Below are 26,268 nucleotides of genomic sequence, written 5' to 3' on the forward strand. Positions count from 1 at the left end.
ATGCGGCGATACGGGCGGGTGTTCCGCGAATTTTTCCGTGCCTGTTTTGTGGAAGAAATGGAGTATCGAAGCGAATTTTTTGGCAATTTTGCAGCTAGTTTTTTTGGCGTTGGCATGGCGCTGCTCACCGTCCATATCTTTTTTTACCAGACGGATGATTTAGGAGGCTGGACGTATGCAGAAGTGCTTGTGTTGCTCGGCATCTTTAATATGCTGCGCGGGTTCATTGACTTCGCCCTTCGTCCGAACATGCCGCGTCTGCTTGAACACGTCAGGCGTGGTACGCTCGATTACATTTTGACAAAACCGGTCGACAGCATGTTTTACGTCAGCTTCCGCCATCTTGTCTTTTGGCGGCTCATTGATGTGGCACTCGGCCTCGGCGTCATCGGCTATGGCTTGTATATCGAGCGCTATGTTCCGTCGGCGGTCGATGTACTTATGTTTCTTGTCGTTATGGCTGCTTCGCTTTTGTTGATTTATTCGCTATGGATGATGCTGATGACGACGTCGTTTTGGGTCGTGCGCATCGATGACTTGTCGTTTATTTTCGATTCATTTTTTGAAACGGCTCGCTTTCCTGGCAGCATGTACCGCGGCGCGGTCCGGATGGTGATCACTTACGTGTTGCCGGCTGTATTAATTACGAATACACCTGCGCTGGCGCTGCTTGGAAAATGGAGTGTTTCGACAGTGCTTGCCGCTTTGGCTGTGGCCATTCTCTTTTTATGGCTTGCCCGCCGCTTTTGGCGCTTTGCTTTGCGCTTTTACACAGGCGCGGGCGGGTGAGGTTTTATCCGTCTTCATGCAAAGGGTGTCTCGTTTCTGTTGAGACACCTTTTTTCTTTGATGAGAAAGCAGGAGGTTGATTGACTTTTACGTCAACGTCAATTAAAATAAAATTCAGAATATTAAATCTACAGAAAGGATTACGATGGGCTATTTTACCATTTCTGATTTGGCGCAGGAGTTTCATGTAAGCACACGGACGATCCGCTATTATGAAGAGCGCGGGCTGCTTACCCCGATTCGGACGGAGTCAGGGCAACGGCTGTATACGAAAAAGGAGCGGGCAAAGCTCAAGCTCATTTTGCGCGGCAAACGGTTCGGCTTTTCGCTTGAGGAAATTCATGAGATGATTGCGCTGTTTGATGAGGATCGCACCGGAAAGAAACAACTCGAAAAAACGGTCGAATACGGACGTAAAAAAATTAAGGAGGTGAGCGAGCGGATTGACGATTTGCTGAAGCTGAAGGCGGAGATGGAGGCGTTGCTTTCCGATTTTGAAAAGCGATTGCGAGAATGGAAGGATAGAGCTGAATGAACATTTCTGAACTTCTCGCCCGTCATGCGAGGAAGTTTCCTGAAAAAACGGCGGTCATTGATGGGGAAACGGAGCTTTCGTATGCTGAAGTGAACCGAACGGTCAACCGTTTGGCGTCATCGCTCGCTCGGCTCGGGTTGGGGTGCGGTGATAAAATCGCGTTGTATATGCCCAACACAAAAGAGTTTGTGTTTTCGTACTTTGCCGTTTTGCGCCTTGGCGCGGTTGTCGTGCCGATCAACGCCCGTCTTACGGCATCGGAAGTACAGTATATTTTGGATCATAGCGATGCGAAGGCGCTCATCGCCCACGATTCAGTGCATCAGGCGCTCGTTCCGCTTGTTGGTAAAAGCGATGTCATTTGGATCAAGACAGGAAAGGAGGAAGATGGCTGGCGGTCGCTTGAGGAGTTGATCGGTTCGGGGGATCCAAAGGAGATCGTCTGTTTGGCTAAAGAAGAGGATGAAGCGACGATTTTGTATACATCGGGAACAACCGGGCGACCGAAAGGAGTGTTGTTCACTCATCGCAATATTATCACGGTTGCGGACATGATCGTGATCGAAACGAAAATCGATCGCCATAGCCGCTTGCTGCACCTGATGCCGCTTAGTCATTCGGCACCGCTTCATCTGTTTTTCGTCGGTGGTATGTATGTCGGCGCCACTCACGTCGTAGCGCCCGCGTTCTCCCCTGAGGCGTTGCTTGAATTGGTGGAGCGGCATAAGATTACTCACTTTTTCGGCGCACCAGTGGCGTATTTGTTAACGGCAAAACACCCTCGGTTTATGGATTACGACCTGTCTTCCGTCCGTTATTGGATGTACGGAGGGGCTCCGCTGTCGCGCGAGGAAGTGCGGTTTGTTGCCAGCCGTTTTGGCGCTGAGCGGGTGATGTGCCTATACGGATTAACGGAGGCCGGCCCGAATGGTACGTATTTAGCTCCTGAGGAACATGAAGAAAAAGCAGGAAGTGTCGGTAAATATGCCGCCCTCCATTGTGAAGTGGCGATCGTCGATGAACAAGGAAATGAAGTTGCGCCTGGTGAAGTCGGCGAGATCGTGTTGCGCGGCGAAAGCGTGATGAAAGGATACTACAAAGATGAGGAAAAAACGAATGATGTGATCCGAAACGGCTGGCTGTACACGGGGGACTTGGCGCGCCGTGATGAGGACGGCTACATTTGGATCGTCGATCGGAAGAAAGATGTCATTATTTCTGGAGGAGTTAACATTTATCCGAAGGAAGTCGAAGATGTGCTGCGGACGCATCCAGCGATCGCTGATGTCGCCGTGATCGGTGTGCCTCATCCGGAGTGGGGCGAAACAGCGAAAGCGTTCGTTGTGCTGAGTGCGCCGCTTGAGTTGCTTGCTGAGGATTGTAAGCGCTTCCTATCTGGTAAGCTGGCTGACTATAAAATTCCCCGCTTGTATGAGGCGATTGCTGAATTGCCGCGCAACGCGACGGGAAAAGTGTTGAAACAAGTGCTCCGGGCGCGGGAGGCGGCGCAGGAAGTACAGGGATGATGAGAAAAGAGGAAAGGGGAGGGACGATGAAACCGCTTCGTGAAGCCGATCCGAATTTGCTTGCCAATTTGAAACGGTATTTGGATGATGAATTGTACCAGTATGCTGAAGAAAAAATTGAATCGTTTTACGAATTTTGCTTGACGGAGGTCGACCGCCGCGCTGTGCATACCGACCGTGAAGGGCAACCGCGTCTAATGAAGTACGACCGTTTTGGAAACGACATTTCCGAAGTGTGGGTGAATGAAGGATACGAACAGACGGCGAAACAGACGTATGAAACGGGAATCGTCGGCTATGTGCATAAACCGATTCCCGAGCTCGGGAAACAAGGAAACTATATTTACTCGTACGCCCAAGGATACATCTTATCGCAAGCCGAGCCCGGGTTTTATTGCCCGGTGACACTGACGATGGCGACGGCGTATGTGCTTGAACATTTCGCTGATCATGAGTTAAAAACTCGGTACTTGCCTCATGTCATTTCCACCGGTGAGATCGAGCTGTATGAAGGGGCGACGTTTTTAACTGAGCGGCAAGGCGGGTCGGATGTTGGGGCCAATGCAGTGCGCGCTGTACCGTGCGGGGATCATTATAAACTGTACGGAGAAAAATATTTTGCCAGCAATGCCGGGCGCTGCGGCGTAGCGCTCGTGTTGGCGCGCATCGACGGGAGCGGGCCAGGGACGAAAGGGTTGAGCTTGTTTCTCGTTCCATGGCGCAACGAGGATGGGACGTTAAACGGCATCACCATCCGCCGTTTAAAGGATAAATTAGGTGTGCGCGCCGTGCCGTCCGCCGAAGTTGTGTTTGATGGAGCCAAGGCTTATGTCGTCGGCGATCCGCGAAAAGGTTTTTATTATATGATGGAAGCGCTCAATTTGTCTCGTGTTTGCAATGCGATCGCCTCAGTCGGTATCATGAAGCGGGCGCTCGAGGAAGCGAAACAATACGCCGAGCGGCGCACGGCGTTTGGCCATCAACTGACCGATTACCCAATGGTGCGCGGGACGCTCGCCGACTTGACGGCGCGTCAAGAAGTGGAAACGAGCGCCTGCTTTGAGATGGTCGCCTTGTTTGACCGCGTCATGACCGCGCCACATGAGGCAGATGAATCGGAGAAAGCATGGCTCAGGCTTCTGATTGCCCTTCTTAAGATGCGTACGGCCGAAGAGGCGATCGCGTTTAGCCATGAAGCGATTGAAATGCACGGTGGCAACGGGTACATTGAGGATTTTGTCACCCCGCGTCTGCTTCGTGACGCCCAAGTGCTGACCGTCTGGGAAGGGACAGCCAACATTTTGGCGCTCGAGGTGCTGCGGCTCATGCGCAAATACCGTATCCACGAGCGGTTTGCCGCCGAGATGAAGGCACGGCTCGAGAGGGTGGCGGACGAGATGAAGCTGCTCGCTCGTCCCGTGGCAGAGGGGCTTAAGGAATTGGTGGCAGCACTCGCACGTCTTGGCGGCCAGGCGGAGGAAGTGCAGACATTTCATGCGAAAACGGTGGCCAACCGGATGTGCGATGTGTATTTGAGCATCATTGCTCTCGAGCGCGGGCAAGAAAATGAGCGAAATCGATTGATCGCTGAGCTGTTTTTGCAACGTGTCTGGGAGCGGGGGCTTGTCGATGAACGGATGACATCGGTGCGTGAGTTTGACTTGATTGTTCAAGCGAAAGGAGCAGCGCCGCTTTCGCATTCATGAGCGGATGGCACGCAAGGGATGATGAGCGAAAGAGATGCACGCTCTTTTGCGGGCATCTCTTTTTGCTAGATGGATAGCTGCCTAAACGAACAAGTGGGTCAAGTGACAAAATTTCAAGCAAATATCCTATACAACAAAGGAAGGAATCGTTTCCCGACTCAATGTCATCTTGTCGTGTGTCTACAAAAACGATGACTGCTTAAAATCGGCCGAGGTGGAAACAGCGATTCAGTTGCACCGCGCCTTAAAATTCGTTAAGATGAAAAGTCTAGAAGGCCGTAAATTGATTTTGGCGGTGGCTGCCGCTAAACACGGATGAGCCGCTCTGTTCTCGTTTGGCAGGAACACGGCTCCGACGGCCTTTTAGGAATGTTCGTTTGGAAAGGGGAAAGTTATGGCCGAACAGTCATCGCTCACTTCGTTATTGATTGTTGTTGTTGCGGCGTTTTTAACGCCTATCGCATTAAATCGGCTTCGGTTGCAAATCATTCCGGTCGTGGTGGCGGAAATTCTCGTTGGCATTGTGATCGGAAAAACAGGGTTTGATCTTGTACAACCGGACATGTGGATTGAGACGTTGTCTACGCTTGGTTTTTTGTTTTTAATGTTTTTAAGTGGGCTGGAAATTGACTTTTCGATGTTTGCCAATCAACCGAAAACAACCGGCAAACAAAGAAAAGAACCAAATCCGTTTGGAGTTGCTCCACTCATTTTTGTGGCGATTTTTGCTTTGTCGTACGGTCTTTCCTATTTATTTGTCGTCTTTGGTTATATAGACAACGCGTTTTTCATGACACTCATCATTTCGACCATTTCCCTCGGGGTCGTTGTGCCAACGTTAAAAGATACAAACTTGATGGAGACAACCATTGGACAGACAATTTTACTTGTTGCGGTGATTGCTGATTTAGCGACAATGATTTTGCTGGCTGTGTTCGTTTCGCTTTATGAGCCTGAACATGGAAGTACATGGCTGTTGCTTGGCTTATTTGCTTGCGGGGTCGTGTTTTATTTTGTCGGAAAACATTTCAAGAGACGGTCGTTTGTCGAGACAATGGCGAAGGGAACAGTTCAAATCGGAACCCGCGCGGTATTTACTTTGATGATTGTGCTCGTCGCATTGTCCGAGACATTTGGAGCGGAAAACATTTTAGGAGCATTTTTAGCCGGGGTGCTCGTTTCGCTGTTGTCGCCGAATAAAGAGTTGCGCCATCAGCTTGATTCGTTTGGCTACGGTTTTCTCATTCCCATCTTCTTTGTCATGGTCGGTGTTGATTTAAATTTACGTTCGCTCATCACTGAACCAACGATTTTAATGATGATTCCGTTTCTTTTTTTGGCGCTGATCGTATCGAAAGTCGTCCCGGTGTTTTTGCTCCGCATTTGGTATGATACGAAAATGACGTTGGCCGCCTCGTTTTTGCTTGTGTCGACATTGTCGCTTGTCATTGCGGCAGCTGCCATCGCCAAACGGATCGGGATGATCGATGAGACGATGGAAGGGGCGCTCGTTTTAGTAGCTGTTTTGTCTAGCATTGTGGCACCGACTTTGTTTAAAAAATTGTTTGTTCGCCCGAAAGACGAAGGAAAAATCACCGTATCACTCATCGGAGTGAATCAGTTTACCTTGGCGGCTGCCCGGGAGCTTGATTTGCATCGATACGACGTAAGGCTTTTTCATGCTCAGCGGGAAGACATGGAGCGAACAGGAGCGGGCGATGTTTTCTCCATCGTTCGTATCGCTGATTACACAAAAGAGGCGTTGGAAGAGCAGGGAGCTTTTGCGGCTGACATTGTTGTCGCTTGGACTGGGAATGAGAAGGTGAACGCTGATGTGGCGCTAGCGGCGAAGGAACAAGGGGTTGGGCGAGTTTTGGTGCTTGCAGAAAGCCCGAAACAAGTGGAGCGGTTGAACGACGAGGGGATTGAAGTGTTATCTGTGCTCCGCTCAACCAGTTCCATGCTGCGGGCGTCCATCGAATCACCAAGGGTGGCGCGGATGATGATCAACAAAGATACAACACTGCATGAAGTGGCCATGAACAATCCGGATTATGACGGGATCACGCTTCGTCGTTTTCCATTTATGGGCGACTGTATTATCGTCCGTATTTTCCGCGAGAATGAGTTTATCGTGCCTCATGGCGATACGGAATTGCAAAAAGGCGATCGGCTGATTGTGACGGGTTCGGGCGAATATGTTGAACAGTTGCGCCATCGGCTTGAGAAAGCATAAAAATGATAGAGGAGAGAAGAGGGTCACGTGTAGTGGATAGAATGAAAAAACGAATGAGGAGAGGAAGCGATGGAATTAGGCCGCGCATCACATCGTCCTATACGGCGTGTTTGGATTCCGTTGTCGCTTGCCATTGTTGCGCTCGGGGTGCTGGCTTGCATCGGTTTGTCCGTTTATGTCGGCTGGCAGCTGACTCATAAAGAGCGCCAGCCGATTACCGAGGCGCCGAACGACTACGGGATGGTGTATGAAAATGTCATCTTTACAAGCAAAGACGGGGAGACAGCGCTCAAAGGCTGGGTCATTTCGCCGCAGAAACCGGCGCGCATGACAGTCGTTTTTGCCCATGGGTACGGCGGCAACCGCATTCAGAAGAACGTTCCGTTTTTGCTGCTTGCCAAGCGGTTGGCGGCGGAAGGCTACCGCGTCATTTTATTTGATTTCCGTGCCAGCGGCGAGTCGGACGGAGAGATGATTACGATCGGTGTGAAAGAGAAAGAGGATTTGCTTGGCGTCATTGATTACGCAAAACAACATTACCGCGAGCCGGTCGCTTTGTATGGCATCTCGATGGGAGCGGCGACGTCGATTTTGGCAGCAGCAGAGGATCGTGATGTTCGTGGGGTGATTGCTGATAGCCCGTTCAGTGACTTGGAATCGTATTTGCGCGCCAACATGCCCGTATGGACGCATTTGCCTGATGTGCCGTTTACGTATTTAATTTTGGCGATTGTGCCGGCGTTGGCTGATTTGGATTTAAGATTATCTTCGCCGATTCACGCGGTTAACGATGTGGCACCAAGGCCGGTGTTGTTCATCCACAGTAAAGATGACCGTTCGATCCCGTACGAAGAAAGTATGAAGTTGTATGATACCCATCCAGATATTTTTCAACTATGGCTGACGGAAAAAGCAGATCATGTGAAAAGCTTCTCGTTATATAGAGAAGAATATACAAAACGGGTATTGGCATTTTTGCGTTCATTGGAATCGCCATCTCCTTAAGGTGGCCGAGGTTTGCTCTCGGTCGCTTTTTTATACCTGAAACAACATCATAAAAAGGAGCGAAGAACATGTGCGGCCGGTTTACACTTATTGCGGATTTAACGACATTGCAAGCCCTATTTCGTTTTCGTTATCAGGGCTCGCTCGCCCCGCGCTTTAACATCGCTCCCAGCCAGGAAGTGTTGACGGTTGTGGCCGAAGAAGGGGAGCGAGTCGGCAAAATGATGCGCTGGGGGCTTATCCCGTTTTGGGCGAAAGATGCTCGCATCGGGGCGAAAATGATCAACGCGCGAGCGGAAACGGTCGATGAGAAAGCGAGCTTCCGCCATGCGTTCAAGCGGCGACGCTGTTTGATTTTAGCCGATGGATTTTATGAATGGAAAAAAGAGGGGACAAAAAAAGTGCCGTATCGGTTCACGCTCGCAACGGACGAACCGTTTGCGTTCGCTGGGCTGTGGGAGCGCTGGGACGGGCCAAGCGGGCCACTGGAAACGTGCACGATCATTACAACGAAGGCGAATAAACTCGTTGCGGCCATTCACGATCGGATGCCGGTCATTTTGCCTTTCGAGCGGCATGAAGACTGGCTTGATCCAAGCTTTGATGACAGCGAGTATTTGAAATCGTTCCTGCAGCCGTATCCGAGTGAACAAATGCGAATGTACGAAGTGGCGCCGCTTGTCAATTCACCGAAAAATGATATTAGCGCCTGCATTGAGCCGGTCAATAGCCGATAAGGGGGGAGTGAGGTGTCTCCCATCATTCTTTTTGATGGCGGCTGCTTGTTTTGCCATGACAGTGTGTGGTGGATCGCTGCGCGTGACCGGAAGGCGGTGTTCCGCTTTGCTGCGCAACAAAGCACCGTCGGTCGGGCGTTGTTGGAAAAGGGAAATGTACTAGGAAGAGATACGGTCGTCCTCATCGAAGACGGTTGTTATTATATCAAGTCGGATGCCGTTTTGCGCATCGGCCGTCACCTTGCCTGGCCATGGAATGGGCTGGCGGCGGCTGGACTTCTCGTTCCGCGGCTGCTCCGCGACTTCGTGTATGACCAAATTGCCGCCCGCCGTCACCGCCTCATCCGCAAGCAAGACCGTTGTCAGCTGCCGCCCCCTGAGTTGCGCGCCCGTTTTCTAGATGAATCGCTGCAGTGAGGAAGGAAAATGTGCCTGTTTGTCGTATTAGAAAGGAAAAATATAAGGAGGGGGAGTATGACAAACGGGACAACACGGTGGCTGGATGAATGCACGGCCGCGGCGCTTGAGCGGTTTGCCGATGATGTGGCTGCGATGGCCGAACAGAGCGGGGACGAAGCTCGCCGTCGATTTTACGAAGGGATGGCGGTGGCGGCGAAATTGACAGCACTGCGTTGGGAAGGCAAATGTGCTTATATTGATAGCCATTTGCTTGATAACGTGTATGAAGCGCTCTCCGTCTTCCCTCTTGAAAAGCTGGAAGAGGCCTTGGCGTTGGAAGCGCAAGAAGCGTGCGACGGTCGCTGTTCGTTTTGTTTGAAAGAAAAGCCGCGGCTCATTAACGGACCGCTGGCATCAATTTGTGAAGATTGCCTGCAATTTGGGCTGCAAGTCATTACGAAGCAACCGTAATGGAAGCGGCGGTCATCTTACGTGTGATGGCCGCCGTTTTTCCGCAAACAGGATGAGTGGGTAAGATAAGGAGAGTAATGCCAAAATAAAGGCGATGACGCCGATCCAATGAAAGTGAACCCAAACGTAACCGCCCGCCGTTCCGGCGAGGCTTGACCCTAAATAATAGAAAAGAAGATATAAGGAGGACGCTTGCGTTTTATGAATGTGCGTCCGTTCCCCAATCCAAGCGCTTGCAATCGAATGGCAGCCGAAAAAGCCAAACGTAAACAGCGCCAGACCGGCTATTTTTACGAGTGCCGAAGGAGCGAGCGTGACAAACGCTCCAAGTGCTGTTACAGCCACCGAAAGGCGAAGGGTGCGCGCATGGCCGTACTCATCTGCCTTCCGCCCCATATACACAGAGCTGAAGCTGCCAAAGATATATACAATAAATAAAAACCCGAGCACCGACTGGCGGAACGAATACGGCGGTTCGCTTAACAAAAAGCTGATGTAATTGTAGAGCGTCACAAAGCCGCCCATAAACAAAAAGCCAAGGACAACGAGCGCCATTAGCGGCTTGTTGCGAAGATGGACAGCGTACGTCCGCCATGCTGCTTCGTCGCTGTTTCGCCGCTGGGGTGCCTGTCTTGGAGCAGGCAGAAGGGCGGTGAAGGCGAGGCAAAGCGCTAGGGAAAGAAGGCCGATGATCCCAAGTGCCCATCGCCATGAAAAAAGATCGGTAAGCACCCCAGTCAAAATTCGTCCGGCCATGCCGCCGATCGATGTGCCGCTAATATAAAGCCCCATCGCTTTGCCGACGCTTGCCGGGTGGAATTCTTCAGCGACATAGGCCATCGCCAATGAAGGAATGCCTGCTGCTGAGATGCCAATGAAGGTACGCGCTGCAAGCAGCACCGCAAAGTTTGGGCTGAACGCCATTGCGATGGCAAGGAGCGAGGTCAGCCACATCGATACTGTCATCACGCGTTTTTTGCCGATTCGATCTGACAAGTTGGCGGCGATCAGCATCATAACCGCAAGCGTACCGGTCGATGCCGATACGGTTAAGCTCGCTGCTGCGGCGGAAACGTCAAACTGTTTAGCGAAAATCGGCAGCAGCGGTTGGGTCGTGTACAGGACGGCAAATGTCACAAAGCCGCCAAAAAATAATGATGCGCTTGCTTTGATGTATTCGCTGCTTCCTTTTTCAATGTATGTCAACATTGATCGCCTCTTTTGGAACGAAATGAAACGGAACACTTCTACTATACTGCTTTTTTATCCCCATCGTCTACAGAAGAAAATGCCGCCCATGCAGAGCGGCGTATCGTTGTGTTATTTGTTTCGTTCTAGCATCCATTTCGGTTTGCCGAACCCTCGAAACTCTTGATCAATGACTTTCTCAAATTCTTTTGACTCGACTGCTTCTTTGAGATCTTTGACAAACGGTTGGTTCAAATCTTTTGTATTGACAACAATGCGATTCCGGTAGTCATCCGGCATGTTTTCCAACGCTAAGGCGTCGGTTAAATCCATTTTCGCCGCTAAGGCGAAGTTGCCGGGGACAGCTGCCAAATCAACACTTTCCACCGTGCGCGGCAGCTGGCCAGCTTCAATCGGCTTGAATTGGAGATGTTTCACATTTTCTTTGACATCTTTTTCTGACACCGTGAGCGGGTTTACGGCTGAGTCGAGTTTAATTAAGCCGTGATCTTGCAAAATTAACAACGTCCGCGCCAAGTTCGTCGGGTCGTTCGGGATGGCGATTTCGCTCCCGGCGGCCACTTCATCAAGTGATTTGAATTTGTTTGAATAAATGCCCATTGGGGCGGTCGGTACAACGATGACTTCCGAAAGGTCCAAGTTGTGCTCTTTTGCGAAATTTTCCATATAAATTTTGTGCTGGAACAAGTTTGCATCTAGGTCGCCGTTGGCTAAAGCCAAGTTTGGTTGGATATAATCGCTGAATTCGACGACGTTTACTTCATACCCTTTTTTCTCCAAAATCGGCTTGATCGCCTTATTCACCATATCACTGTACGGACCGGAAGTCGCTCCGATTGTCAACTCTTTTTTCTCTTTCGATTCAGCGCTGCTCTCAGATGAGGAGCTGCTGTTGCCGCAGGCGGCAAGAGTGCCGAACACGAGAAGCAATGTGAGCGCCATCAACCATTTTTTCATCATGAAGTCCTCCCTATGAGTGAGTTTAATAGTAAGCGGCCTATCGCTTGTCAACAAGACGAGCGATGCGGTCGCCGGCAAACTGGATGACTTGGACAAGGCAAATTAAAATAACAATAGTGGTGATCATGACCGTATTGTCATAGCGGTAATAGCCGAAACGAATGGCTAAATCGCCGACACCGCCGCCGCCCACGATTCCGGCCATTGCGGAATAGCCGACTAAACTGATTGTTGTAATTGTTATTCCTTGTACAATGCCCGGTCGGGCTTCTGGGAGCAGCACGTCTTTAATGATCATCCACGGCGTCGCCCCAACCGCCACCGCTGCTTCAATAACGTCTTTTTCAATCTCGCGCAACGAGGTTTCCACGATTCGTGCGAAAAAGGGAATAGCCGCCACCGATAAAGAAACAGAGGCTGCTGTCGGTCCGATCGTAGTTCCCGTGAGGAGCTTTGTCAGCGGTAAGAGACCGACAAGCAAAATGATAAACGGAATCGATCGAACCATGTTAACGAGAAAGCCGAGAACGGATTTTAAAATGGCATGTTCCAAAAACAAGCCGCGGTCGGTGACGAACAGCAAAACGCCAAGCGGCAATCCAACAATGATCGCGACAAACAAGGAAATAGCCACCATATAAATCGTTTCGAAAAACGCCTTATTCAACTCCGGAAGCAGGCCTAGTAATGTATCAAGCAGCATGCGAAACAACCTCCAATCTGTTCGTCCGTTTAGCGATATAATCCATCGCCCGTTGAATTTCATCCTCTTTCCCGATCAGCTCCATCACAAAAATACCGAGCGGTTTGTCTTGGATATACTCGATTTTGGCATGCAAAATATTTCCTTTTACTTCAAATTGTTGCAACATATCGGAAACGATTGTTTCCGTCGCGCTTTTGCCTTCAAACTGAATTTTCACGATCGTCCCCGTATGCGTTTCCCGTAAATGTGCAGGCAAGTCAACATGCATGACGCTATGGACGAACGATCTCGTTAATTCTTCTTTCGGATGGGTAAACAGCTCATAAACGGTGCCGAGTTCAATCACTTTGCCGTTTTGCATGACGGCAACGCGGTCACATATATGTTTGACCACTTCCATTTCGTGAGTAATGAAGACGATCGTAATACCGAGCTCACGGTTAATTTTTTTCAGCAGTTCTAAAATCGATTTGGTCGTGCTCGGATCGAGCGCCGATGTGGCTTCATCGCATAACAGGACGGTCGGATTGTTAGCGAGTGCCCGGGCGATGCCGACGCGCTGTTTTTGCCCGCCACTCAGCTGCGCCGGATAGGCGTCCCGCTTGTCGGATAGACCGACCATGTCGAGCAGCTCATTGACCCGTTTTTCGATGTCCGGTTTCGGTTTTTTAGCTGCTTTTAAGGCGAAGGCGATATTTTCAAATACTGTTTTCGAGCTAACTAAAGAAAAGTGTTGGAAAATCATTCCGATTTTTTGGCGCACTTGCCGCAGTTCTTTGGCATCTAATGCTGTTACATCGATCCCATCGATGAGAATGCGGCCGGATGTGGGACGTTCTAGGGCGTTTAAGCAGCGCAGCAGCGTGCTTTTTCCAGCGCCGCTGTAGCCGATGATGCCAAAAATTTCACCATCGCGAATCGTAAGTGATACGTTGTCTACCGCAACGGTTTGTTTCTTTTTCGTTGTATACACCTTTGTAACGTTTTGAATGTCGATCATGTCCATCCTCCTTGTGTTGATAGGTAGAATTTGGTAAACAAAAATGCCTCTTTCATTCGGAAAGAGGCATCGGTGGTATGTAAACTCCCGACTTATCTTTCAGAATGAAAGCCATTCTGCAGGAATTAGCACCGTTCCCTCAAGGGGAGGTTGCCGGACGTCATTGGGCCTGTTCCCTCAGTCACTCTTGATAAGCGGTTTGCTGTATGTAATTTTTATGAAATTCATGATAATGCGACAGCTATGTGTTGTCAATATGTATTTTCCATTCGGATTCTTCAGGAAACGTTTACATCGTTGCGCTTCTAGAGAAAATATTTGTGCTCGTCTTTCGCTTGGAAAAATTGTACACTAAACAATAGGGATGGAAATGGAAAGGGGAATGGGCAATGATTCCGATCGTAACGGCTGATGAAATGTACGCCATTGACCGAGAAGTGGCCGAGCGGATCGGCATTCGTGATGACTCGTTGATGGAAAACGCTGGGCAGGCACTGTTTCGGGTGTTGAAAGAGCGAATTCCACACACGGCTAGGGTGGCGGTGCTCGTCGGGACGGGCAATAACGGCGGCGACGGATTGGTCATTGCACGCATGTTGAAAAGTTATGGTTATGACGCCGATGTATGGCTCGTGCCGCTGCAAGAGAAGGTGAAAGGCGCGGCGCGCACGGCGCTTGAGGTGTACGAGCGGTCGGGGTATTCTTGGATAGCTTATGAGGGGAATGAACGAGCGTTTGCGGCACACGTGCCACATTACGACGTCATCATTGACTCGCTCCTTGGCATTGGCATCAAAGGAGACGTGCGCCTGCCGTATAAAGAAATCATTGAGCAAGTGAATCGCACGTCCGCAACGGTATACGCGATCGATGTGCCAAGCGGGGTGCCGGCTGATGGAGGCGATGTCAGCACCGCCATTCGTGCTGATGCGACGCTTACCGTCCAATGTCCGAAGCTTGGGGCGTATACGTTTCCTGCGGCGGATTATTACGGAGAGATCGCTGTGGTCGATATCGGCATCCCGCCGCTAGCGGTGCAGGTGAAGACAGATGCCCGGTTTTTGTGGGAACATAGCGATGTGGTGCAGACAATGCCGAAGCGAAAACGGTCATCGCATAAAGGAACGCACGGTAAGCTGCTCATTGTCGGCGGATCTAAGGAGATGAGCGGGGCGGTAACGATGACAGCGAAAGCGGCACTTCGCAGCGGGGCCGGGCTTGTGACGATGGCCGTTCCGGAAACGGTGTACGAGGCAGTTGCCAGCCGTGTGCCGGAGGCGATGTACCGGTTATGGCCGGCAGAGGGTGGCGCATTTGCTGGCGTGGCTGATTGGGCTGGGCTTGATATCGACGCGATGGCCATCGGCCCGGGAATGGGGCGAACGGAAGGAGTGCGACGCTTAGTGAGCGAACTTGTGCGCCAGCCAGTGCCGCTTGTCATTGATGCAGACGCTTTGTTTTTTTGGGATGACTACGCCGAACGAGTGCGCGAACGGAGCGCCCCGACGGTGATTACCCCGCACCCGGGAGAGATGGCGCGCATTGTCCATCGTTCCATTCGCGAAGTGGAGCATGACCGCTTTGGCGTATCGAAGCGGCTGGCTATGGAATATGGTGTGTATGTCGTCTTAAAAGGGCCGTATACGATTGTCACCACGCCAGACGGGGCGCAATATGTGAACGCGACCGGCAACCCGGCGTTGGCTAAGGGGGGAAGCGGCGATGTGTTGACTGGCATCGTGGCGGCGTTTTTGTTGCAGCATGAGGCGGTGCAGCCGGCGGTGAATAATGCTGTGTTCGTCCACGGCCAAGCAGCTGATTGGCTTGTGCAAAACGGTCATTCACTGTGGGACGTCTTGGCTTCTGACGTCATTGACGCATTGCCGGCTGTGTTGGCTAGGCTGGGCGATGGTGCGCAAGTGTGAACGTGATGGGAGTGGCCAGCCGTTTTACTAGGAAGAAGGTCTTGGCTGCTCAACGTTTACGGATAAAGAAAAGAAAGGAAGCGTCTTCAAAGCGCGCTTCCTTGTTTGCTTTTGGCAACAAGCGATTCAATGTGCCCAACCGGTCCCGCGGTTCGTTATGCTTTTTACGTACGAGCAGGACGATCCGCTTTCCGGGGAAGCGGGGGTGGGGGAATCTTATTCTTCCATTTTTGGATAAACATAGATATAATTAATTGCACAAATAGAGAAGGGGGATGGAAACCGTGCCACAATTCGTTTGGCTTGAAACTGAAGAGGAAGTGAGAAGCGCTTTTCCAGTCATGCGTGAGCTGCGCACTCACTTAGATGAGGAAACGTATGTCGCGCTTGTGCGTGAAGCGAAAGAAAAAGAAGGGTACAAGCTAGTGGCCTTATATGATCAAGATAAAATGGTTGCTGTCATCGGATTCATGCCGATGATCACACTCTATAATGGTCGTTTTATTTGGGTGTGTGATTTGGTCACCGCTTCGAGCGAGCGGTCGAAAGGGTACGGGAAAGCGTTGTTGTCGTATGTACACGATTGGGCGAAAGCGCATGGCTACGGGATCGTTTCGTTATCGTCCGGTTTGCAGCGAACCGATGCCCATCGTTTTTACGAGCAAAAGATGGAATATCAAAAAGTGAGTTATGTGTTTTTGAAACGTTTATCTTGAAGCCAACAGCGTCCATTTATCGGACGCTGTTTGTTTTTTGTAGAAAATAATTGGACTTTTCGTTATAATTTAAATAAAATTCATATTTCGGAATTATCATTCCGATATTCGGAACAAGGAGAGGCCATGAATAAAACGGTTTTGAAAACAAAAGAGCTGCTAGATTTGTTTCTTGATTGCGAGCGGTTAACGCTGCCGGAGATGGTTGCGCGGCTTCGGATGCCGAAAACGTCGGTGTACCGGATGGCGCAGTCGCTTGTGGCGCTAGGCTTTTTGCAAAAACAAGGCGACCAGTATGAACTCGGCTTGTCGTTATTGACGTTCGGAGCGCTTGTCGCCGAGCGGCTCGATATTCGTCGAGTGGCGCTGCCGGTCATGGAGCGGCTGAAAGAGGAGACGAAGGAAGCAGTGAATTTAGTCATCCGCGACGGCGATGAAGCGCTGTATATCGAAAAAGTGGAGACGTCCGAACCGGTGCGCGTCTATACGAAAGTTGGGCGGCGTGCACCGCTGTATGCTGGGGCGTGCCCGCGCGTCTTGCTTGCGTTTATGGATGAAGTTGACCGGGAACGGTATTTAGAACAAGTGGAACTAGTGAAAATCGCTAAATGTACGGTGACAGACAAACAAGTGTTGCGCCGATTGGTAGAAGAAGGCCGGAATCAAGGCTATACGGTTAGTTGTTCTGAGCTGGAAAACTACTCTGCTGCTGTTGCTGTGCCGATTTTCAACCATGAAGGGGCAGCGGTTGCTGGGTTGAGCGTCGCCGGTCCGGAACCACGTTTTTCGCCCGATGATGTGGTGCGCATCGTTCCGCTATTAAAGCAGGCGGCGATGGATATCTCACGTGAACTTGGTTTTCAAGGGAAGGGGTAACGATGGAATACACGTTGTTTCCGTTATGCGAATACGCGGTGACCGTTCGATTTGCCAGTTACATTGACGAAGCCGTAAACGATATCGTTCACGAAACAGCAGCCCGGCTTCAGGGAGAGAGAAAAGAAGGCATCAAGGAAATCGTGCCGGCGTTTTCCTCACTGACCGTCTATTATGATCCGGTGGTGGCCGGAAATTATGCTGACGTATGTGCCTGGCTGCGCGAGAATATCGGATCGACCGGACAGGCCACCCGCCATTCGACGCGAACCATCGTCATTCCCGTTTGTTACGGCGGCGAGTTCGGGCCGGATTTAGCGGATGTCGCCCGCTTTCATGGGATGACGGAAGATGAAGTGGTGGCGCTTCATTCCTCGGGCCGTTACCGCGTCTATATGATCGGTTTTTCACCCGGGTTTGCCTATTTAGGGGGCTTATCACCGCGTTTGGCGACGCCGAGGAGGTCGGTGCCGCGCACAACGGTGCCTGCCGGTTCGGTCGGCATCGCCGGCGGACAGACGGGTGTTTATCCGCTCGCGACGCCAGGTGGTTGGCAATTGATTGGCCGGACACCGCTTCGGCTGTTTGATCCGCATCGGGAGAAACCAAGCTTGCTTTCAGCGGGTGACATCGTTGAGTTTCGCCGGATTACCGCTGAGGAATTTGCACGTTGGAGAGAGGAACATGATGATGGACGTCATTGATGGTGGATTTTTTACAACTGTCCAAGATGGCGGGCGCATCGGCTATCGAAATGCCGGTGTGCCGGTTGGTGGGGTGATGGACGCTTGGGCGTATCGCCTTGCCAATGCGCTTGTTGGCAATGAGGGAGATGAGGCGGTGCTCGAAGCAACGATGTCCGGTCCGACCCTTCGTTTTCACGTCGAGACGGTCATCGCCGTATGCGGCGGCGATTTCCCATGCACGCTCAATGGAGAACCGATGGCCATGTGGAAACCGGTGATTATTCGGCCGGGAGATGTCCTAAAGGTTGGGGTGTGCCAGGCAGGGTGGCGCGCCTATATCGCAGTGTCAGGAGGCATCGGTGTTCCGTCTGTTATGGGTAGTCGCTCCACATACGTTCCAGCGCAGCTAGGTGGTTTGTCGGGCCGCCCGCTCCAGCCTGGAGATGTGCTTCCAATTGGCACTGCACGTGAGCATAACATTCGTAAGCCATTTCGTTGGGGACTTTCTTCAGATGCCGGTCGATATATCGACGGAAAAACGAAAACGGTGCGTGCTGTCCCAGGACCGGAATATAGCGAGTTTACGCCAGAAAGCCGCAGGCAGTTTTTTGCCGCCCGCTATCATGTGACACCGCAGTCCGACCGGATTGGTTACAGGCTTTCTGGACCGGCGTTGGTGCTTGGGCGCGAGCGGGAGATGGTGTCGGAAGCGGTTGTGTTCGGCACGGTGCAAGTGCCGACATCCGGCCAGCCGATCGTGTTGATGGCTGACAGTCAGACAACAGGGGGCTATCCGCGCATCGCCCAAGTGGCGGCAGCTGATTTGCCAGTGTTGGCACAGGCGCGCCCAGGCGACCGCATTCAATTTCAGCCGATTGCGCCGGAGGAAGCGGTGCAGCTTTATATCGAACAACAGCGGCGGCTGGGCCGCTGGATTGCGGCCATTCGCCGCCAATGGGGGGAGAAAGATGAAAACGATTGATTTGAACTGTGATTTTGGTGAAAGTTTTGGTGTGTATCGGCTTGGAAAGGAAGAGATTTTGCCGTATATCACTTCTGTCAATATTGCCTGTGGATTTCATGCTGGCGATCCGCTTGTCATGCGGCAAACGGTACAGCTTGCCATCCGTCATGGAGTCGCCATCGGTGCCCACCCGGGGTTTCCCGATTTGCTCGGCTTTGGACGTCGGATGATGGCTGTGTCACCGGAGGAGGTGTATGCGTACGTCGTGTACCAAATCGGCGCGTTGGCCGCGTTCGTCAAGGCGGAAGGGGGAGTGATGACGCACGTCAAGCCGCACGGCGCCTTGTACAATATGGCGGCGAAAGATGCGAGGATTTCAGAAGCGATCGCCAAAGCGGTATATGATGTCGATCCGACGCTCATCTTGTACGGCCTGGCGGGTAGCGAGCTCATCCGCGCTGGACAGGCGCAAGGCTTGCAGACGGCGAGTGAAGTGTTCGCCGACCGCACATATCAAGCTGACGGTTCGCTCACACCACGAAGCGACCCGCAGGCCATCATCGCCGATGAAGATGAAGCGGTCAAGCAAGTGCTCATGATGGTTTGTGACCGGCATGTCCGCTCAGTGCAAGGGACGGCGGTGGCGATTGAAGCCGATACGGTTTGTCTTCACGGCGACAATGAACAGGCGGTGCGGTTTGCTAAGCGGCTGCATGAAGCGTTACAAAATGAAGGCATCGCTATTCAGGCGATGCGGAAGGAGACGAGACGATGAACAAAAAAGAAAGCAGGCTCAGCGTGCTGATCGGAGCGGTCTTTCTCATGGCGACATCGGCCATCGGCCCGGGATTTTTGACGCAAACGACCGTATTTACCGTCGAGCTGGCGGCCAGTTTCGGGTTTGTCATTTTGCTTTCCATTTTGCTTGATATCGGCGTCCAAGCGAACATTTGGCGCATTATTGCTGTCTCCGAGCGACGGGCGCAAGATATTGCCAACGCAGTGCTGCCCGGCCTCGGGTATGTGTTGGCGGCGTTTGTGCTCCTTGGCGGACTCGCCTTTAACATCGGCAACATCGGCGGAGCTGGGCTCGGATTCAACGTGTTGTTTGGCATGTCTCCAAAGACTGGGGCAATCGTGAGTGCCATCATCGCCATCGCCATTTTTCTCGTCCGCGAAGCTGGCAAGGCAATGGACCGTTTTACTCAATTACTCGGATTTGTCATGATTGCGCTGACGCTGTATGTTGTGTTCACAGCTAAGCCGCCACTTGGCGAGGCGGCCGTTCGGGCGGTCGTTCCCGAAAAAATCGACTTTTTAGCCATTGTGACGCTTGTCGGCGGTACGGTTGGCGGATATATTACGTTCGCTGGAGGGCATCGGTTGCTCGATGCCGGCATCAAAGGGAAGGGAAGTTTGGCGGAAGTGACAAAAAGTGCAGTCTCAGCGATCGGTGTCGCCTCGCTTATGCGCATGTTGCTGTTTTTGGCCGCGTTAGGCGTTGTTGCCAAAGGATTGACGCTTGATCAAACCAATCCGCCAGCTTCGGTGTTCCGACTGGCCGCTGGGGAAATCGGTTACCGGCTGTTCGGTGTCGTTATGTGGGCTGCCGCCATTACGTCGGTTGTCGGATCGGCCTACACATCGGTATCGTTCATCCGCACGTTCCATCATGTTTTGGATCGGTTTCACCGCTGGATCATTGTGCTATTTATTCTGATTTCGACAGTCGTATTTGTCTTGATCGGCCGTCCAGTGAAAACATTGATTTTAGCCGGAACACTAAACGGACTGATTCTCCCGTTGTCACTTGGGGTTATGCTTGTCGCTGCCTATAAGCGAAACATCGTCGGCGACTATCGCCATCCGCTTTGGCTTACCGTATTTGGAGCCATTGTGGTCGCCTTGATGGCTTATATGGGAATATATACAGCCGTGCAGCAACTGCCGCAGCTGTTTCAGTGAAATGGAAAACGTGATGTCTGTCGTTCATTTCCAACATTTGCATTTCCTCGCCGCCCTTTTGTAATATAGAAACGGGCCTGCGGCAACCGCATTGCAGTCTTTATGGCTCAATGCATCAAGGCCACAGGAGCGGGGAAAGGAGACAAACAGAACGATGAACGGGGCAAATATTAAAGCGGTCGTGTTTGATCTAGATGGAACGTTATACGAGGAAACAGGGCATTTTGATTATTACGCCGAACAAGTGGCGAAACGGCTTGGTGAAACGGATCGGGCGCACTTTTGGAATGATTACCGGGCAGTGCTTGCCGGGCGTCATCCGCTTCGCATCGGCAGTGTGTATGATACAAAAGAAGATTTGATTTTATGGATGGAGAGAGGAACTATTCAAGAGGTGTGCAGCTGGAGCGGCGAACGGCTGGAAACCCGTGATGCCGAAGCGCTCTATCAGGGGGCGGTAACGATTGATTTGGACCGATTTTTCAGCATCGGTGACCTTTGGTGGGTGCCAAGTTCCATCGGCCGCCATTACGGACTGACGAACGAGGACACATATGCCGCGTTTTTAGAGACGCGCGAATGGATGATGAGCCCGGAGTTTGAAATGAACAGGACGCCGGAGCTTGTTGAGACGCTAGCCAAGCTGCGCGAGAAAATGACACTCATCTTGATGACGAACAGTCCAGAACCGGATAGTGAAGCGATTTTGCGGAAGCTTGGGTTGGCGGATGTATTCGATTATAAAATTTTCCAAGCGGCTAAGCCGCTCAAAACGGCTGTTCATTTGGAAGCCATCCACATGCGCTTTGGTGTTGATTATAGGCAAATGCTTTGCGTCGGCGACAATATCGGCAATGATATTGCTCCAGCCCGCGAGCTCGGCTGCCGGACAATGTTGATCGACGCGCATGGTTTGGCGAAGCCAGATGATGCCGATGTCATTGTTGCTTCGACATCAGCGTGTGTGCCGGTGCTGCGCCAACTATTGTAGTTGGCGTACTTTTTATTCGGATTTGTCTGAATGTTATTGAAATTATCTCTATGACTGATTACAATAAAAAGTAACAGTTTACATACTAACCGGTTAGTAAGCGGTGTAGTTAAGGTCTAGGTGTATCGGTAGTTTTGTTCATCGATTTCTGAAAACGGCGGTTGCCCTCGTGGGGCCGTCGTTTGAAAAGGGGGAGGGGTTTCATGAATACACGTCACTACCCATACTGGCCGAAGCGTCTGTCGAAAACGTTAACCGTTCCGGAAACGACGTTGGTCGATCATTTGGCAACAACGGCGAAGCGCTACCCAAACAAAACGGCGATTTATTACTATGGAGCCGCGTATTCGTACAAACGGCTGCTCGATGATGTGAATGCACTTGCCGGCTGCTTGCAGCAAAAGTTGTCCGTCGAACCAGGCGACCGCGTTTTGTTGTATATGCAAAATTCTCCGCAGTTTATCATCTCCTACTATGCCATTTTGCGCGCCGAAGCGATTGTCGTACCGATCAATCCGATGAACACCTCAGAAGAACTTTCCTTTTACATCAACGATTGTGAAACGAAAGTGGGGATTGTTGGACAGGAACTGCTTGACAAAGTCGTTCCTCTTTTCGGCCGGACGCCGCTTGAGCACGTCATTGTGGCTGCGTACGCCGATTATGCGTCCGATGAGTCGCCGGTTGCCTTGCCCGTTGAAGTGGCAGCGCCGCGGCAGATGATTAGGGATGAGCGCCTTTTGTTATGGACTGATTGTCTTGATGCTGGCTTGCCGCCACTTCCATATCACGGTCATGTCGATGATATCGCAGTCTTGCCGTACACATCCGGAACAACTGGGGTGCCAAAAGGCTGCATCCATCCGCATCGAACGGTGAACGCTAACACAGTTGGCGCCTATTATTGGAGCAATGTGACGAGCGATTCCGTCGCATTAGCCACATTGCCGTTTTTCCACGTCACCGGGATGGTGCATAGCATGCATGTGCCGATTTTTGCTGGCTCGTCGATCGTGCTCATGACGCGTTGGGATCGGGAGGCGGCTGCGCAGCTCATCGAGCGGTACCGATGCACTCATTGGGTGAATATTAGTACGATGCTCATCGACTTTTTAGCCAACCCAGCGCTCGGCCGTTACGATATCTCATCGCTTGCGAGCATTTCCGGCGGCGGGGCAGCGCTACCAGAAGCGGTGGGGGAAAAGCTGTTTGAGCTCACCGGCGTCCGCTACTTTGAAGGCTATGGGTTAACCGAGACGATTTCACAGACACATTTCAACCCGCCAGACCGGCCGAAGTTGCAATGCCTCGGTGTTCCAGCGTTTGATGTTGACGCACGCATCATCGACCCAGTAACTGGCCGGGAGCTTGGCGTTGGTGAAGTCGGCGAAATCGTCGTCCATGGCCCGCAAGTGTTCCTCGGCTATTATCGGCGCGAAAAGGAAACGGAAGAAGCATTCATGGAATTAGACGGAAAACGGTTTTTCCGCACCGGTGACATCGGGCGGATGGACGAGGAAGGCTATTTCTTCATTGTCGACCGCGTCAAACGGATGATCAACGCCTCTGGGTATAAAGTGTGGCCGACCGAAGTCGAGTCGCTCCTTTATAAACATCCAGCCGTCCAACAAGCTTGCGTCGTCGGCGTGCCGGATCCGCGCCGTGGTGAAACGGTCAAAGCGTTTATCGTTCTTCATGACGATTACGTTGGCAACGTGACAGAAGAAGAGATCATCGAGTGGGCCAAAACGCAAATGGCGGCGTACAAATATCCGCGCCTCGTCGAGTTCCGCACATCGCTGCCGATGACATCAAGTGGCAAGCTGCTTTGGCGGAAATTGCAGGAAGAAGAATATGAAAAAGCGGGGAAAGGGGCGAACACCTAATGGCAAGGATGGTGGAGACGGTCGTTGGCCCTGTGGCGGCGGATCAGCTTGGCAAAACGCTCATCCATGAACATTTTCTTTTCGGCTATCCGGGATTTCAAGGCGATGTGACACATGGCCCATTCCGCGAGAACGAAGCACTTTGCGTGGCGATAGAAGTGGCGGAGAAAATGAAACGGCACGGCATCCAAACGGTCGTCGACCCAACGCCGAACGACTGCGGGCGCAACCCGGCGTTTTTGCGACGTGTCGCTGAAGAAACTGGACTGAACATCATTTGCGCCACCGGCTATTACTATCAAGGGGAAGGGGCGCCTCCGTATTTCAAATTTCGCCAGCTGCTCGGGACGGCCGAGGACGATATTTATGGCATGTTTATGACCGAATTGACAGAAGGGATTGCCGATACGGGAATCAAAGCCGGTGTCATCAAGCTAGCCTCGAGCAAAGGGCGCATTACCGAGTATGAGAAACTGTTTTTCCGCGCCGCCGCCCGCGCGCAAAAAGAAACGGGTGCGGTCATCATCACCCACACGCAAGAAGGAACGATGGGGCCGGAACAAGCCGCCTATCTGCTTGAGCATGGCGCCGATCCGAAAAAAATTGTCATCGGCCATATGTGTGGCAATACCGACTTAGATTACCACCGTCAGACGCTTGCTTACGGCGTATACATTGCTTTTGACCGTTTCGGCATTCAAGGGATGGTCGGCGCTCCGATGGATGAAGAACGGGTTCGTACTTTGCTTGCTTTGCTGCGCGATGGGTATGCTCATCAAATCATGCTGTCACACGATACGGTCAATCTTTGGCTCGGTCGACCGTTTGCGCTGCCGGAGCCGTTTGCCGAGATGATGAAAAACTGGCATGTGGAGCATTTGTTTGTGAACATCCTCCCTATATTGAAAAAAGAAGGAATCCGTGACGAAGAGCTTGAGCAAATGTTTGTCCGCAATCCGGCTGCCTTGTTCTCCGCTTAGATGGTCAAAAAGCGCTGCTTTTAATCATGCGGCGGCACAGCTGAACTAACAGTTCGTCTGTCTTCAACAGAGATACAAAGGGAACCCTCATACGGTCGTTCCGTGCGTATATAGAGTGATGAAAGGGGGCGTTGCTTGTAAGTCCCCTTCTTCCTTGTGCGGGTTTGGTGAATGGATGAATGTGAAACCGCTGTTGCTTGGCTTGGACGGGCAATAGCGGCTTTTTATTTAGCATCCGCTTTTTTCCATCATCATGAATAATTTTCCTAAGGCGTTGAAAAATAAGGAAAGACATGAGCCGGGCGAAAGGAGGAGAAAAGGTGCCGGCGATCGAAAAGCGACTCCTGTTCTTCTCGCTGCTTGCCATCGCCTTGTACGTGTCGCCGTATTTTGTGCTCGGTGAAGATGCACATATGCGCGTCCATGACAATTTGGATTCGAACATTGCTTGGTATAAAGTGCTCACCCGCAGCGGTGAGTTGTTTGGACCGATCGATGGAGTTATCCCGCAAATCATTAACGGGCTGCCGCGCAATGCGTTCGGCACAGAATTCAGCGGCATCGTGTGGCTTCATGCCTTGTTTCCGTCCGTTTACGCCTATGGTCTCAGCCAAGCGATCACTCGCGTTTTTGCGTTCATCGGCATGTATTTGCTGTTGAAAACACATGTCCTGCCCGGCCAGCGTTGGCTATGGATCCGTATCGGTGCTGCCTTGACGTTTGCGTTGACGCCGTTTTGGCCGTCGGGAATGTTAAGCACGCTCGGCATGCCGCTCGCGCTTTGGGCGTTTTTAAACATCCGCAACGGTGAGCGCTCATGGGTGAACTGGGCGGTATTGACGCTATTGCCGCTTTATTCGAGTTTTGTTCTAGGCTTTTTCTTTTTCTTAAGCGCACTTGGTGTTTGGTGGCTTATTGATGTCATCCGCGGAAAAGGGTGGAACTGGCGGTTTTTTGCCGCGATCGCCTATATGACAATGCTTTATTTGGCGGTTGATTACCGGCTTGTTCATTCGCTTTTGTTTGCCGATGAACCGACAAGCCGCGACGAGTATTTCCATGCTCGCCTGCCGCTTTGGCGCGTCATTCGTTTGACATTCAAAAACTATGTGCTCGGACATACACATGTGATGACCGTGCACGGGCTCGTCATCTTGCCGTTGACGTTGCTCGCCTTATATTTGGTATGGAAGCGGAAGCGTTGGCGGCAGGAAACGCCGTTTGTTGTGCTACATGTGCTGAATTTTGCCTTGTCCACATGGTATGCGTTTTGGTTTTACAAAGGATGGCTGCCGCTAACCGAACGATTCGATTTACTCGATAAGTTCAATTTTGCTCGCTATCATTTTTTGCGGCCGATGGTCATTTATGTCTTGTTTGCGATGGCACTGAAAATTGTTTGGCAGGAAGGACGGAGATGGCGGGCGGTCGGCGCAGCGGCGATAGCCCTGCAGCTGTTGGTGCTCATCTCGTACAATGAGGAAATCGTCTATCGCAATAAACCGTCGTTCCGGGAATTTTACGCCGAGAAGCAGTTTGCCGTCATCCGTGAGTATATTGGCCGTCCTGTGCATACATACCGTGTCGCCAGCATTGGCATCCATCCGGCGATCGCTCAATACAACGGTTTTTACACACTTGATACGTACAACAATTTCTACCCGTTGGAATACAAACATCGCTTCCGCCGCATCATTGCTAAAGAGCTCGAAAAAAACAAAAAGCTGCGCGAGTATTTCGATGAGTGGGGCGGACGCTGCTACTTGTTTGTCGATGAGCTTGGCAAACATTATATGTTTAAGAAAAACTCAAAACGAACGATCCGCCATCTTGAATTAAACACGAGGGCGTTTTACGAGATGGGTGGGCGCTATATTTTTTCGGCGTTGCCGATTGAAAACGCAGCAGAAAATGCCCTTCGCCTTGAACGAGTGTTCCGATCTGATGAATCGGCATGGACGATTTATTTATACAAGGTGATGCGGGAAGGAGGAAAATGA

General features: G+C 51.5%; 25 protein-coding genes and 1 riboswitch. Of the genes, 21 read left to right on the forward strand and 4 right to left on the reverse strand.

Features of this window, described 5'->3' with window-relative positions; genetic code table 11:
* The 10 genes from NSQ22_RS07685 (at position 1) to NSQ22_RS07730 (ending at position 9,404) form a co-directional block, all read left to right on the forward strand.
* Positions 1-789 carry an ABC-2 family transporter protein gene (locus NSQ22_RS07685; protein ID WP_029760904.1) on the forward strand — a complete coding sequence of 263 codons (789 nt, stop codon included), beginning with the start codon at positions 1-3 and terminating at the stop codon, positions 787-789.
* 145 nt (positions 790-934) lie between these two features.
* Positions 935-1,324: a MerR family DNA-binding transcriptional regulator gene (locus NSQ22_RS07690; RefSeq protein ID WP_060475808.1), complete on the forward strand. Its 390-nt coding sequence runs from the start codon at positions 935-937 to the stop codon at positions 1,322-1,324.
* Positions 1,321-2,850, forward strand: coding sequence for a long-chain-fatty-acid--CoA ligase (locus tag NSQ22_RS07695; RefSeq protein WP_099232824.1), 1,530 nt, complete (start codon positions 1,321-1,323; stop codon positions 2,848-2,850). The genes NSQ22_RS07690 and NSQ22_RS07695 overlap by 4 nt, the downstream gene beginning before the upstream one ends.
* Before the next feature lie 26 nt (positions 2,851-2,876).
* A complete protein-coding gene (locus NSQ22_RS07700) occupies positions 2,877-4,556 on the forward strand; it encodes an acyl-CoA dehydrogenase family protein (RefSeq protein WP_029760901.1) in 1,680 nt (559 codons plus the stop codon).
* 169 nt (positions 4,557-4,725) lie between these two features.
* Positions 4,726-4,875: a hypothetical protein gene (locus NSQ22_RS07705; RefSeq protein WP_190300632.1), complete on the forward strand. Its 150-nt coding sequence runs from the start codon at positions 4,726-4,728 to the stop codon at positions 4,873-4,875.
* 75 nt (positions 4,876-4,950) lie between these two features.
* Positions 4,951-6,792 (forward strand): monovalent cation:proton antiporter family protein, encoded by a 1,842-nt coding sequence (locus NSQ22_RS07710; RefSeq protein ID WP_029760899.1) that lies wholly within the window; start codon positions 4,951-4,953, stop codon positions 6,790-6,792.
* Positions 6,793-6,861: 69 nt separating this feature from the next.
* Positions 6,862-7,797, forward strand: coding sequence for an alpha/beta fold hydrolase (locus NSQ22_RS07715; RefSeq protein ID WP_029760898.1), 936 nt, complete (start codon positions 6,862-6,864; stop codon positions 7,795-7,797).
* Positions 7,798-7,865: 68 nt separating this feature from the next.
* Positions 7,866-8,534 carry an SOS response-associated peptidase gene (locus NSQ22_RS07720; protein WP_029760897.1) on the forward strand — a complete coding sequence of 223 codons (669 nt, stop codon included), beginning with the start codon at positions 7,866-7,868 and terminating at the stop codon, positions 8,532-8,534.
* Positions 8,535-8,546: 12 nt separating this feature from the next.
* Complete coding sequence (locus NSQ22_RS07725; RefSeq protein ID WP_029760895.1) at positions 8,547-8,951, forward strand: DCC1-like thiol-disulfide oxidoreductase family protein; 405 nt, start codon at positions 8,547-8,549, stop codon at positions 8,949-8,951.
* Positions 8,952-9,008: 57 nt separating this feature from the next.
* Complete coding sequence (locus NSQ22_RS07730) at positions 9,009-9,404, forward strand: ClpX C4-type zinc finger protein (protein WP_008879374.1); 396 nt, start codon at positions 9,009-9,011, stop codon at positions 9,402-9,404.
* A gap of 12 nt (positions 9,405-9,416) precedes the next feature.
* Here NSQ22_RS07730 and NSQ22_RS07735 read toward each other — a convergent pair whose 3' ends face one another.
* The 4 genes from NSQ22_RS07735 to NSQ22_RS07750 form a co-directional block, all read right to left on the reverse strand.
* Positions 9,417-10,613, reverse strand: a complete 1,197-nt coding sequence (locus NSQ22_RS07735; RefSeq protein ID WP_011887283.1) for an MFS transporter — start codon at positions 10,611-10,613, stop codon at positions 9,417-9,419.
* Between the two features lie 111 nt (positions 10,614-10,724).
* Positions 10,725-11,570, reverse strand: coding sequence for a MetQ/NlpA family ABC transporter substrate-binding protein (locus NSQ22_RS07740; RefSeq protein ID WP_172437897.1), 846 nt, complete (start codon positions 11,568-11,570; stop codon positions 10,725-10,727).
* Positions 11,571-11,610: 40 nt separating this feature from the next.
* A complete protein-coding gene (locus NSQ22_RS07745) occupies positions 11,611-12,276 on the reverse strand; it encodes a methionine ABC transporter permease (RefSeq protein WP_011887284.1) in 666 nt (221 codons plus the stop codon).
* Positions 12,266-13,279, reverse strand: a complete 1,014-nt coding sequence (locus NSQ22_RS07750) for a methionine ABC transporter ATP-binding protein (protein ID WP_011887285.1) — start codon at positions 13,277-13,279, stop codon at positions 12,266-12,268. Before NSQ22_RS07750 ends, NSQ22_RS07745 begins: the two co-directional genes overlap by 11 nt.
* An 89-nt stretch (positions 13,280-13,368) precedes the next feature.
* A riboswitch (SAM riboswitch) is annotated at positions 13,369-13,476 on the reverse strand.
* Positions 13,477-13,668: 192 nt separating this feature from the next.
* Between NSQ22_RS07750 and NSQ22_RS07755 the strand changes: the two genes are divergently transcribed.
* The 11 genes from NSQ22_RS07755 (at position 13,669) to NSQ22_RS07805 (ending at position 26,268) form a co-directional block, all read left to right on the forward strand.
* Positions 13,669-15,204 (forward strand): bifunctional ADP-dependent NAD(P)H-hydrate dehydratase/NAD(P)H-hydrate epimerase, encoded by a 1,536-nt coding sequence (locus NSQ22_RS07755; protein WP_029760892.1) that lies wholly within the window; start codon positions 13,669-13,671, stop codon positions 15,202-15,204.
* A gap of 275 nt (positions 15,205-15,479) precedes the next feature.
* Complete coding sequence (locus tag NSQ22_RS07760) at positions 15,480-15,920, forward strand: GNAT family N-acetyltransferase (protein ID WP_011887287.1); 441 nt, start codon at positions 15,480-15,482, stop codon at positions 15,918-15,920.
* A 126-nt stretch (positions 15,921-16,046) separates the two neighbouring features.
* Positions 16,047-16,796, forward strand: a complete 750-nt coding sequence (locus tag NSQ22_RS07765; protein ID WP_008879365.1) for an IclR family transcriptional regulator — start codon at positions 16,047-16,049, stop codon at positions 16,794-16,796.
* A gap of 2 nt (positions 16,797-16,798) precedes the next feature.
* The gene (gene pxpB, locus NSQ22_RS07770) at positions 16,799-17,500 is read left to right on the forward strand and encodes a 5-oxoprolinase subunit PxpB (RefSeq protein WP_029760891.1); all 702 of its coding nucleotides are present in this window, start codon (positions 16,799-16,801) and stop codon (positions 17,498-17,500) included.
* Complete coding sequence (locus NSQ22_RS07775; RefSeq protein WP_029760890.1) at positions 17,484-18,464, forward strand: biotin-dependent carboxyltransferase family protein; 981 nt, start codon at positions 17,484-17,486, stop codon at positions 18,462-18,464. The genes pxpB and NSQ22_RS07775 overlap by 17 nt, the downstream gene beginning before the upstream one ends.
* A complete protein-coding gene (locus tag NSQ22_RS07780) occupies positions 18,451-19,221 on the forward strand; it encodes a 5-oxoprolinase subunit PxpA (RefSeq protein WP_029760888.1) in 771 nt (256 codons plus the stop codon). Before NSQ22_RS07775 ends, NSQ22_RS07780 begins: the two co-directional genes overlap by 14 nt.
* The gene (locus NSQ22_RS07785; RefSeq protein ID WP_008879361.1) at positions 19,218-20,411 is read left to right on the forward strand and encodes an NRAMP family divalent metal transporter; all 1,194 of its coding nucleotides are present in this window, start codon (positions 19,218-19,220) and stop codon (positions 20,409-20,411) included. Before NSQ22_RS07780 ends, NSQ22_RS07785 begins: the two co-directional genes overlap by 4 nt.
* Positions 20,412-20,565: 154 nt before the next feature.
* On the forward strand, positions 20,566-21,402 hold the full coding sequence (locus NSQ22_RS07790) for an HAD family hydrolase (RefSeq protein ID WP_029760887.1): 837 nt from the start codon (positions 20,566-20,568) through the stop codon (positions 21,400-21,402).
* A 203-nt stretch (positions 21,403-21,605) separates the two neighbouring features.
* Complete coding sequence (locus NSQ22_RS07795; protein ID WP_008879359.1) at positions 21,606-23,288, forward strand: long-chain fatty acid--CoA ligase; 1,683 nt, start codon at positions 21,606-21,608, stop codon at positions 23,286-23,288.
* A complete protein-coding gene (locus tag NSQ22_RS07800) occupies positions 23,288-24,268 on the forward strand; it encodes a phosphotriesterase-related protein (RefSeq protein WP_008879358.1) in 981 nt (326 codons plus the stop codon). The genes NSQ22_RS07795 and NSQ22_RS07800 overlap by 1 nt, the downstream gene beginning before the upstream one ends.
* A 320-nt stretch (positions 24,269-24,588) precedes the next feature.
* A complete protein-coding gene (locus NSQ22_RS07805) occupies positions 24,589-26,268 on the forward strand; it encodes a DUF6044 family protein (RefSeq protein ID WP_172825304.1) in 1,680 nt (559 codons plus the stop codon).

Source organism: Geobacillus sp. FSL K6-3411 (assembly GCF_037965715.1).
GTDB lineage: Bacteria > Bacillota > Bacilli > Bacillales > Anoxybacillaceae > Geobacillus > Geobacillus thermodenitrificans.

Coding starts and splice junctions, on each gene's coding strand:
- NSQ22_RS07730 (WP_008879374.1), top strand. CDS start 9,009: ATGACAAACGGGACAACACGGTGGCTGGATGAATGCACGGCCGCGGCG.
- NSQ22_RS07755 (WP_029760892.1), top strand. CDS start 13,669: ATGATTCCGATCGTAACGGCTGATGAAATGTACGCCATTGACCGAGAA.
- NSQ22_RS07690 (WP_060475808.1), top strand. CDS start 935: ATGGGCTATTTTACCATTTCTGATTTGGCGCAGGAGTTTCATGTAAGC.
- NSQ22_RS07780 (WP_029760888.1), top strand. CDS start 18,451: ATGAAAACGATTGATTTGAACTGTGATTTTGGTGAAAGTTTTGGTGTG.
- NSQ22_RS07775 (WP_029760890.1), top strand. CDS start 17,484: ATGATGGACGTCATTGATGGTGGATTTTTTACAACTGTCCAAGATGGC.
- NSQ22_RS07695 (WP_099232824.1), top strand. CDS start 1,321: ATGAACATTTCTGAACTTCTCGCCCGTCATGCGAGGAAGTTTCCTGAA.
- NSQ22_RS07700 (WP_029760901.1), top strand. CDS start 2,877: ATGAAACCGCTTCGTGAAGCCGATCCGAATTTGCTTGCCAATTTGAAA.
- NSQ22_RS07795 (WP_008879359.1), top strand. CDS start 21,606: ATGAATACACGTCACTACCCATACTGGCCGAAGCGTCTGTCGAAAACG.
- NSQ22_RS07735 (WP_011887283.1), bottom strand. CDS start 10,613: ATGTTGACATACATTGAAAAAGGAAGCAGCGAATACATCAAAGCAAGC.
- NSQ22_RS07710 (WP_029760899.1), top strand. CDS start 4,951: ATGGCCGAACAGTCATCGCTCACTTCGTTATTGATTGTTGTTGTTGCG.
- pxpB (WP_029760891.1), top strand. CDS start 16,799: ATGGAATACACGTTGTTTCCGTTATGCGAATACGCGGTGACCGTTCGA.
- NSQ22_RS07800 (WP_008879358.1), top strand. CDS start 23,288: ATGGCAAGGATGGTGGAGACGGTCGTTGGCCCTGTGGCGGCGGATCAG.
- NSQ22_RS07760 (WP_011887287.1), top strand. CDS start 15,480: ATGGAAACCGTGCCACAATTCGTTTGGCTTGAAACTGAAGAGGAAGTG.
- NSQ22_RS07715 (WP_029760898.1), top strand. CDS start 6,862: ATGGAATTAGGCCGCGCATCACATCGTCCTATACGGCGTGTTTGGATT.
- NSQ22_RS07720 (WP_029760897.1), top strand. CDS start 7,866: ATGTGCGGCCGGTTTACACTTATTGCGGATTTAACGACATTGCAAGCC.
- NSQ22_RS07765 (WP_008879365.1), top strand. CDS start 16,047: ATGAATAAAACGGTTTTGAAAACAAAAGAGCTGCTAGATTTGTTTCTT.
- NSQ22_RS07685 (WP_029760904.1), top strand. CDS start 1: ATGCGGCGATACGGGCGGGTGTTCCGCGAATTTTTCCGTGCCTGTTTT.
- NSQ22_RS07750 (WP_011887285.1), bottom strand. CDS start 13,279: ATGATCGACATTCAAAACGTTACAAAGGTGTATACAACGAAAAAGAAA.
- NSQ22_RS07740 (WP_172437897.1), bottom strand. CDS start 11,570: ATGAAAAAATGGTTGATGGCGCTCACATTGCTTCTCGTGTTCGGCACT.
- NSQ22_RS07790 (WP_029760887.1), top strand. CDS start 20,566: ATGAACGGGGCAAATATTAAAGCGGTCGTGTTTGATCTAGATGGAACG.
- NSQ22_RS07785 (WP_008879361.1), top strand. CDS start 19,218: ATGAACAAAAAAGAAAGCAGGCTCAGCGTGCTGATCGGAGCGGTCTTT.
- NSQ22_RS07745 (WP_011887284.1), bottom strand. CDS start 12,276: ATGCTGCTTGATACATTACTAGGCCTGCTTCCGGAGTTGAATAAGGCG.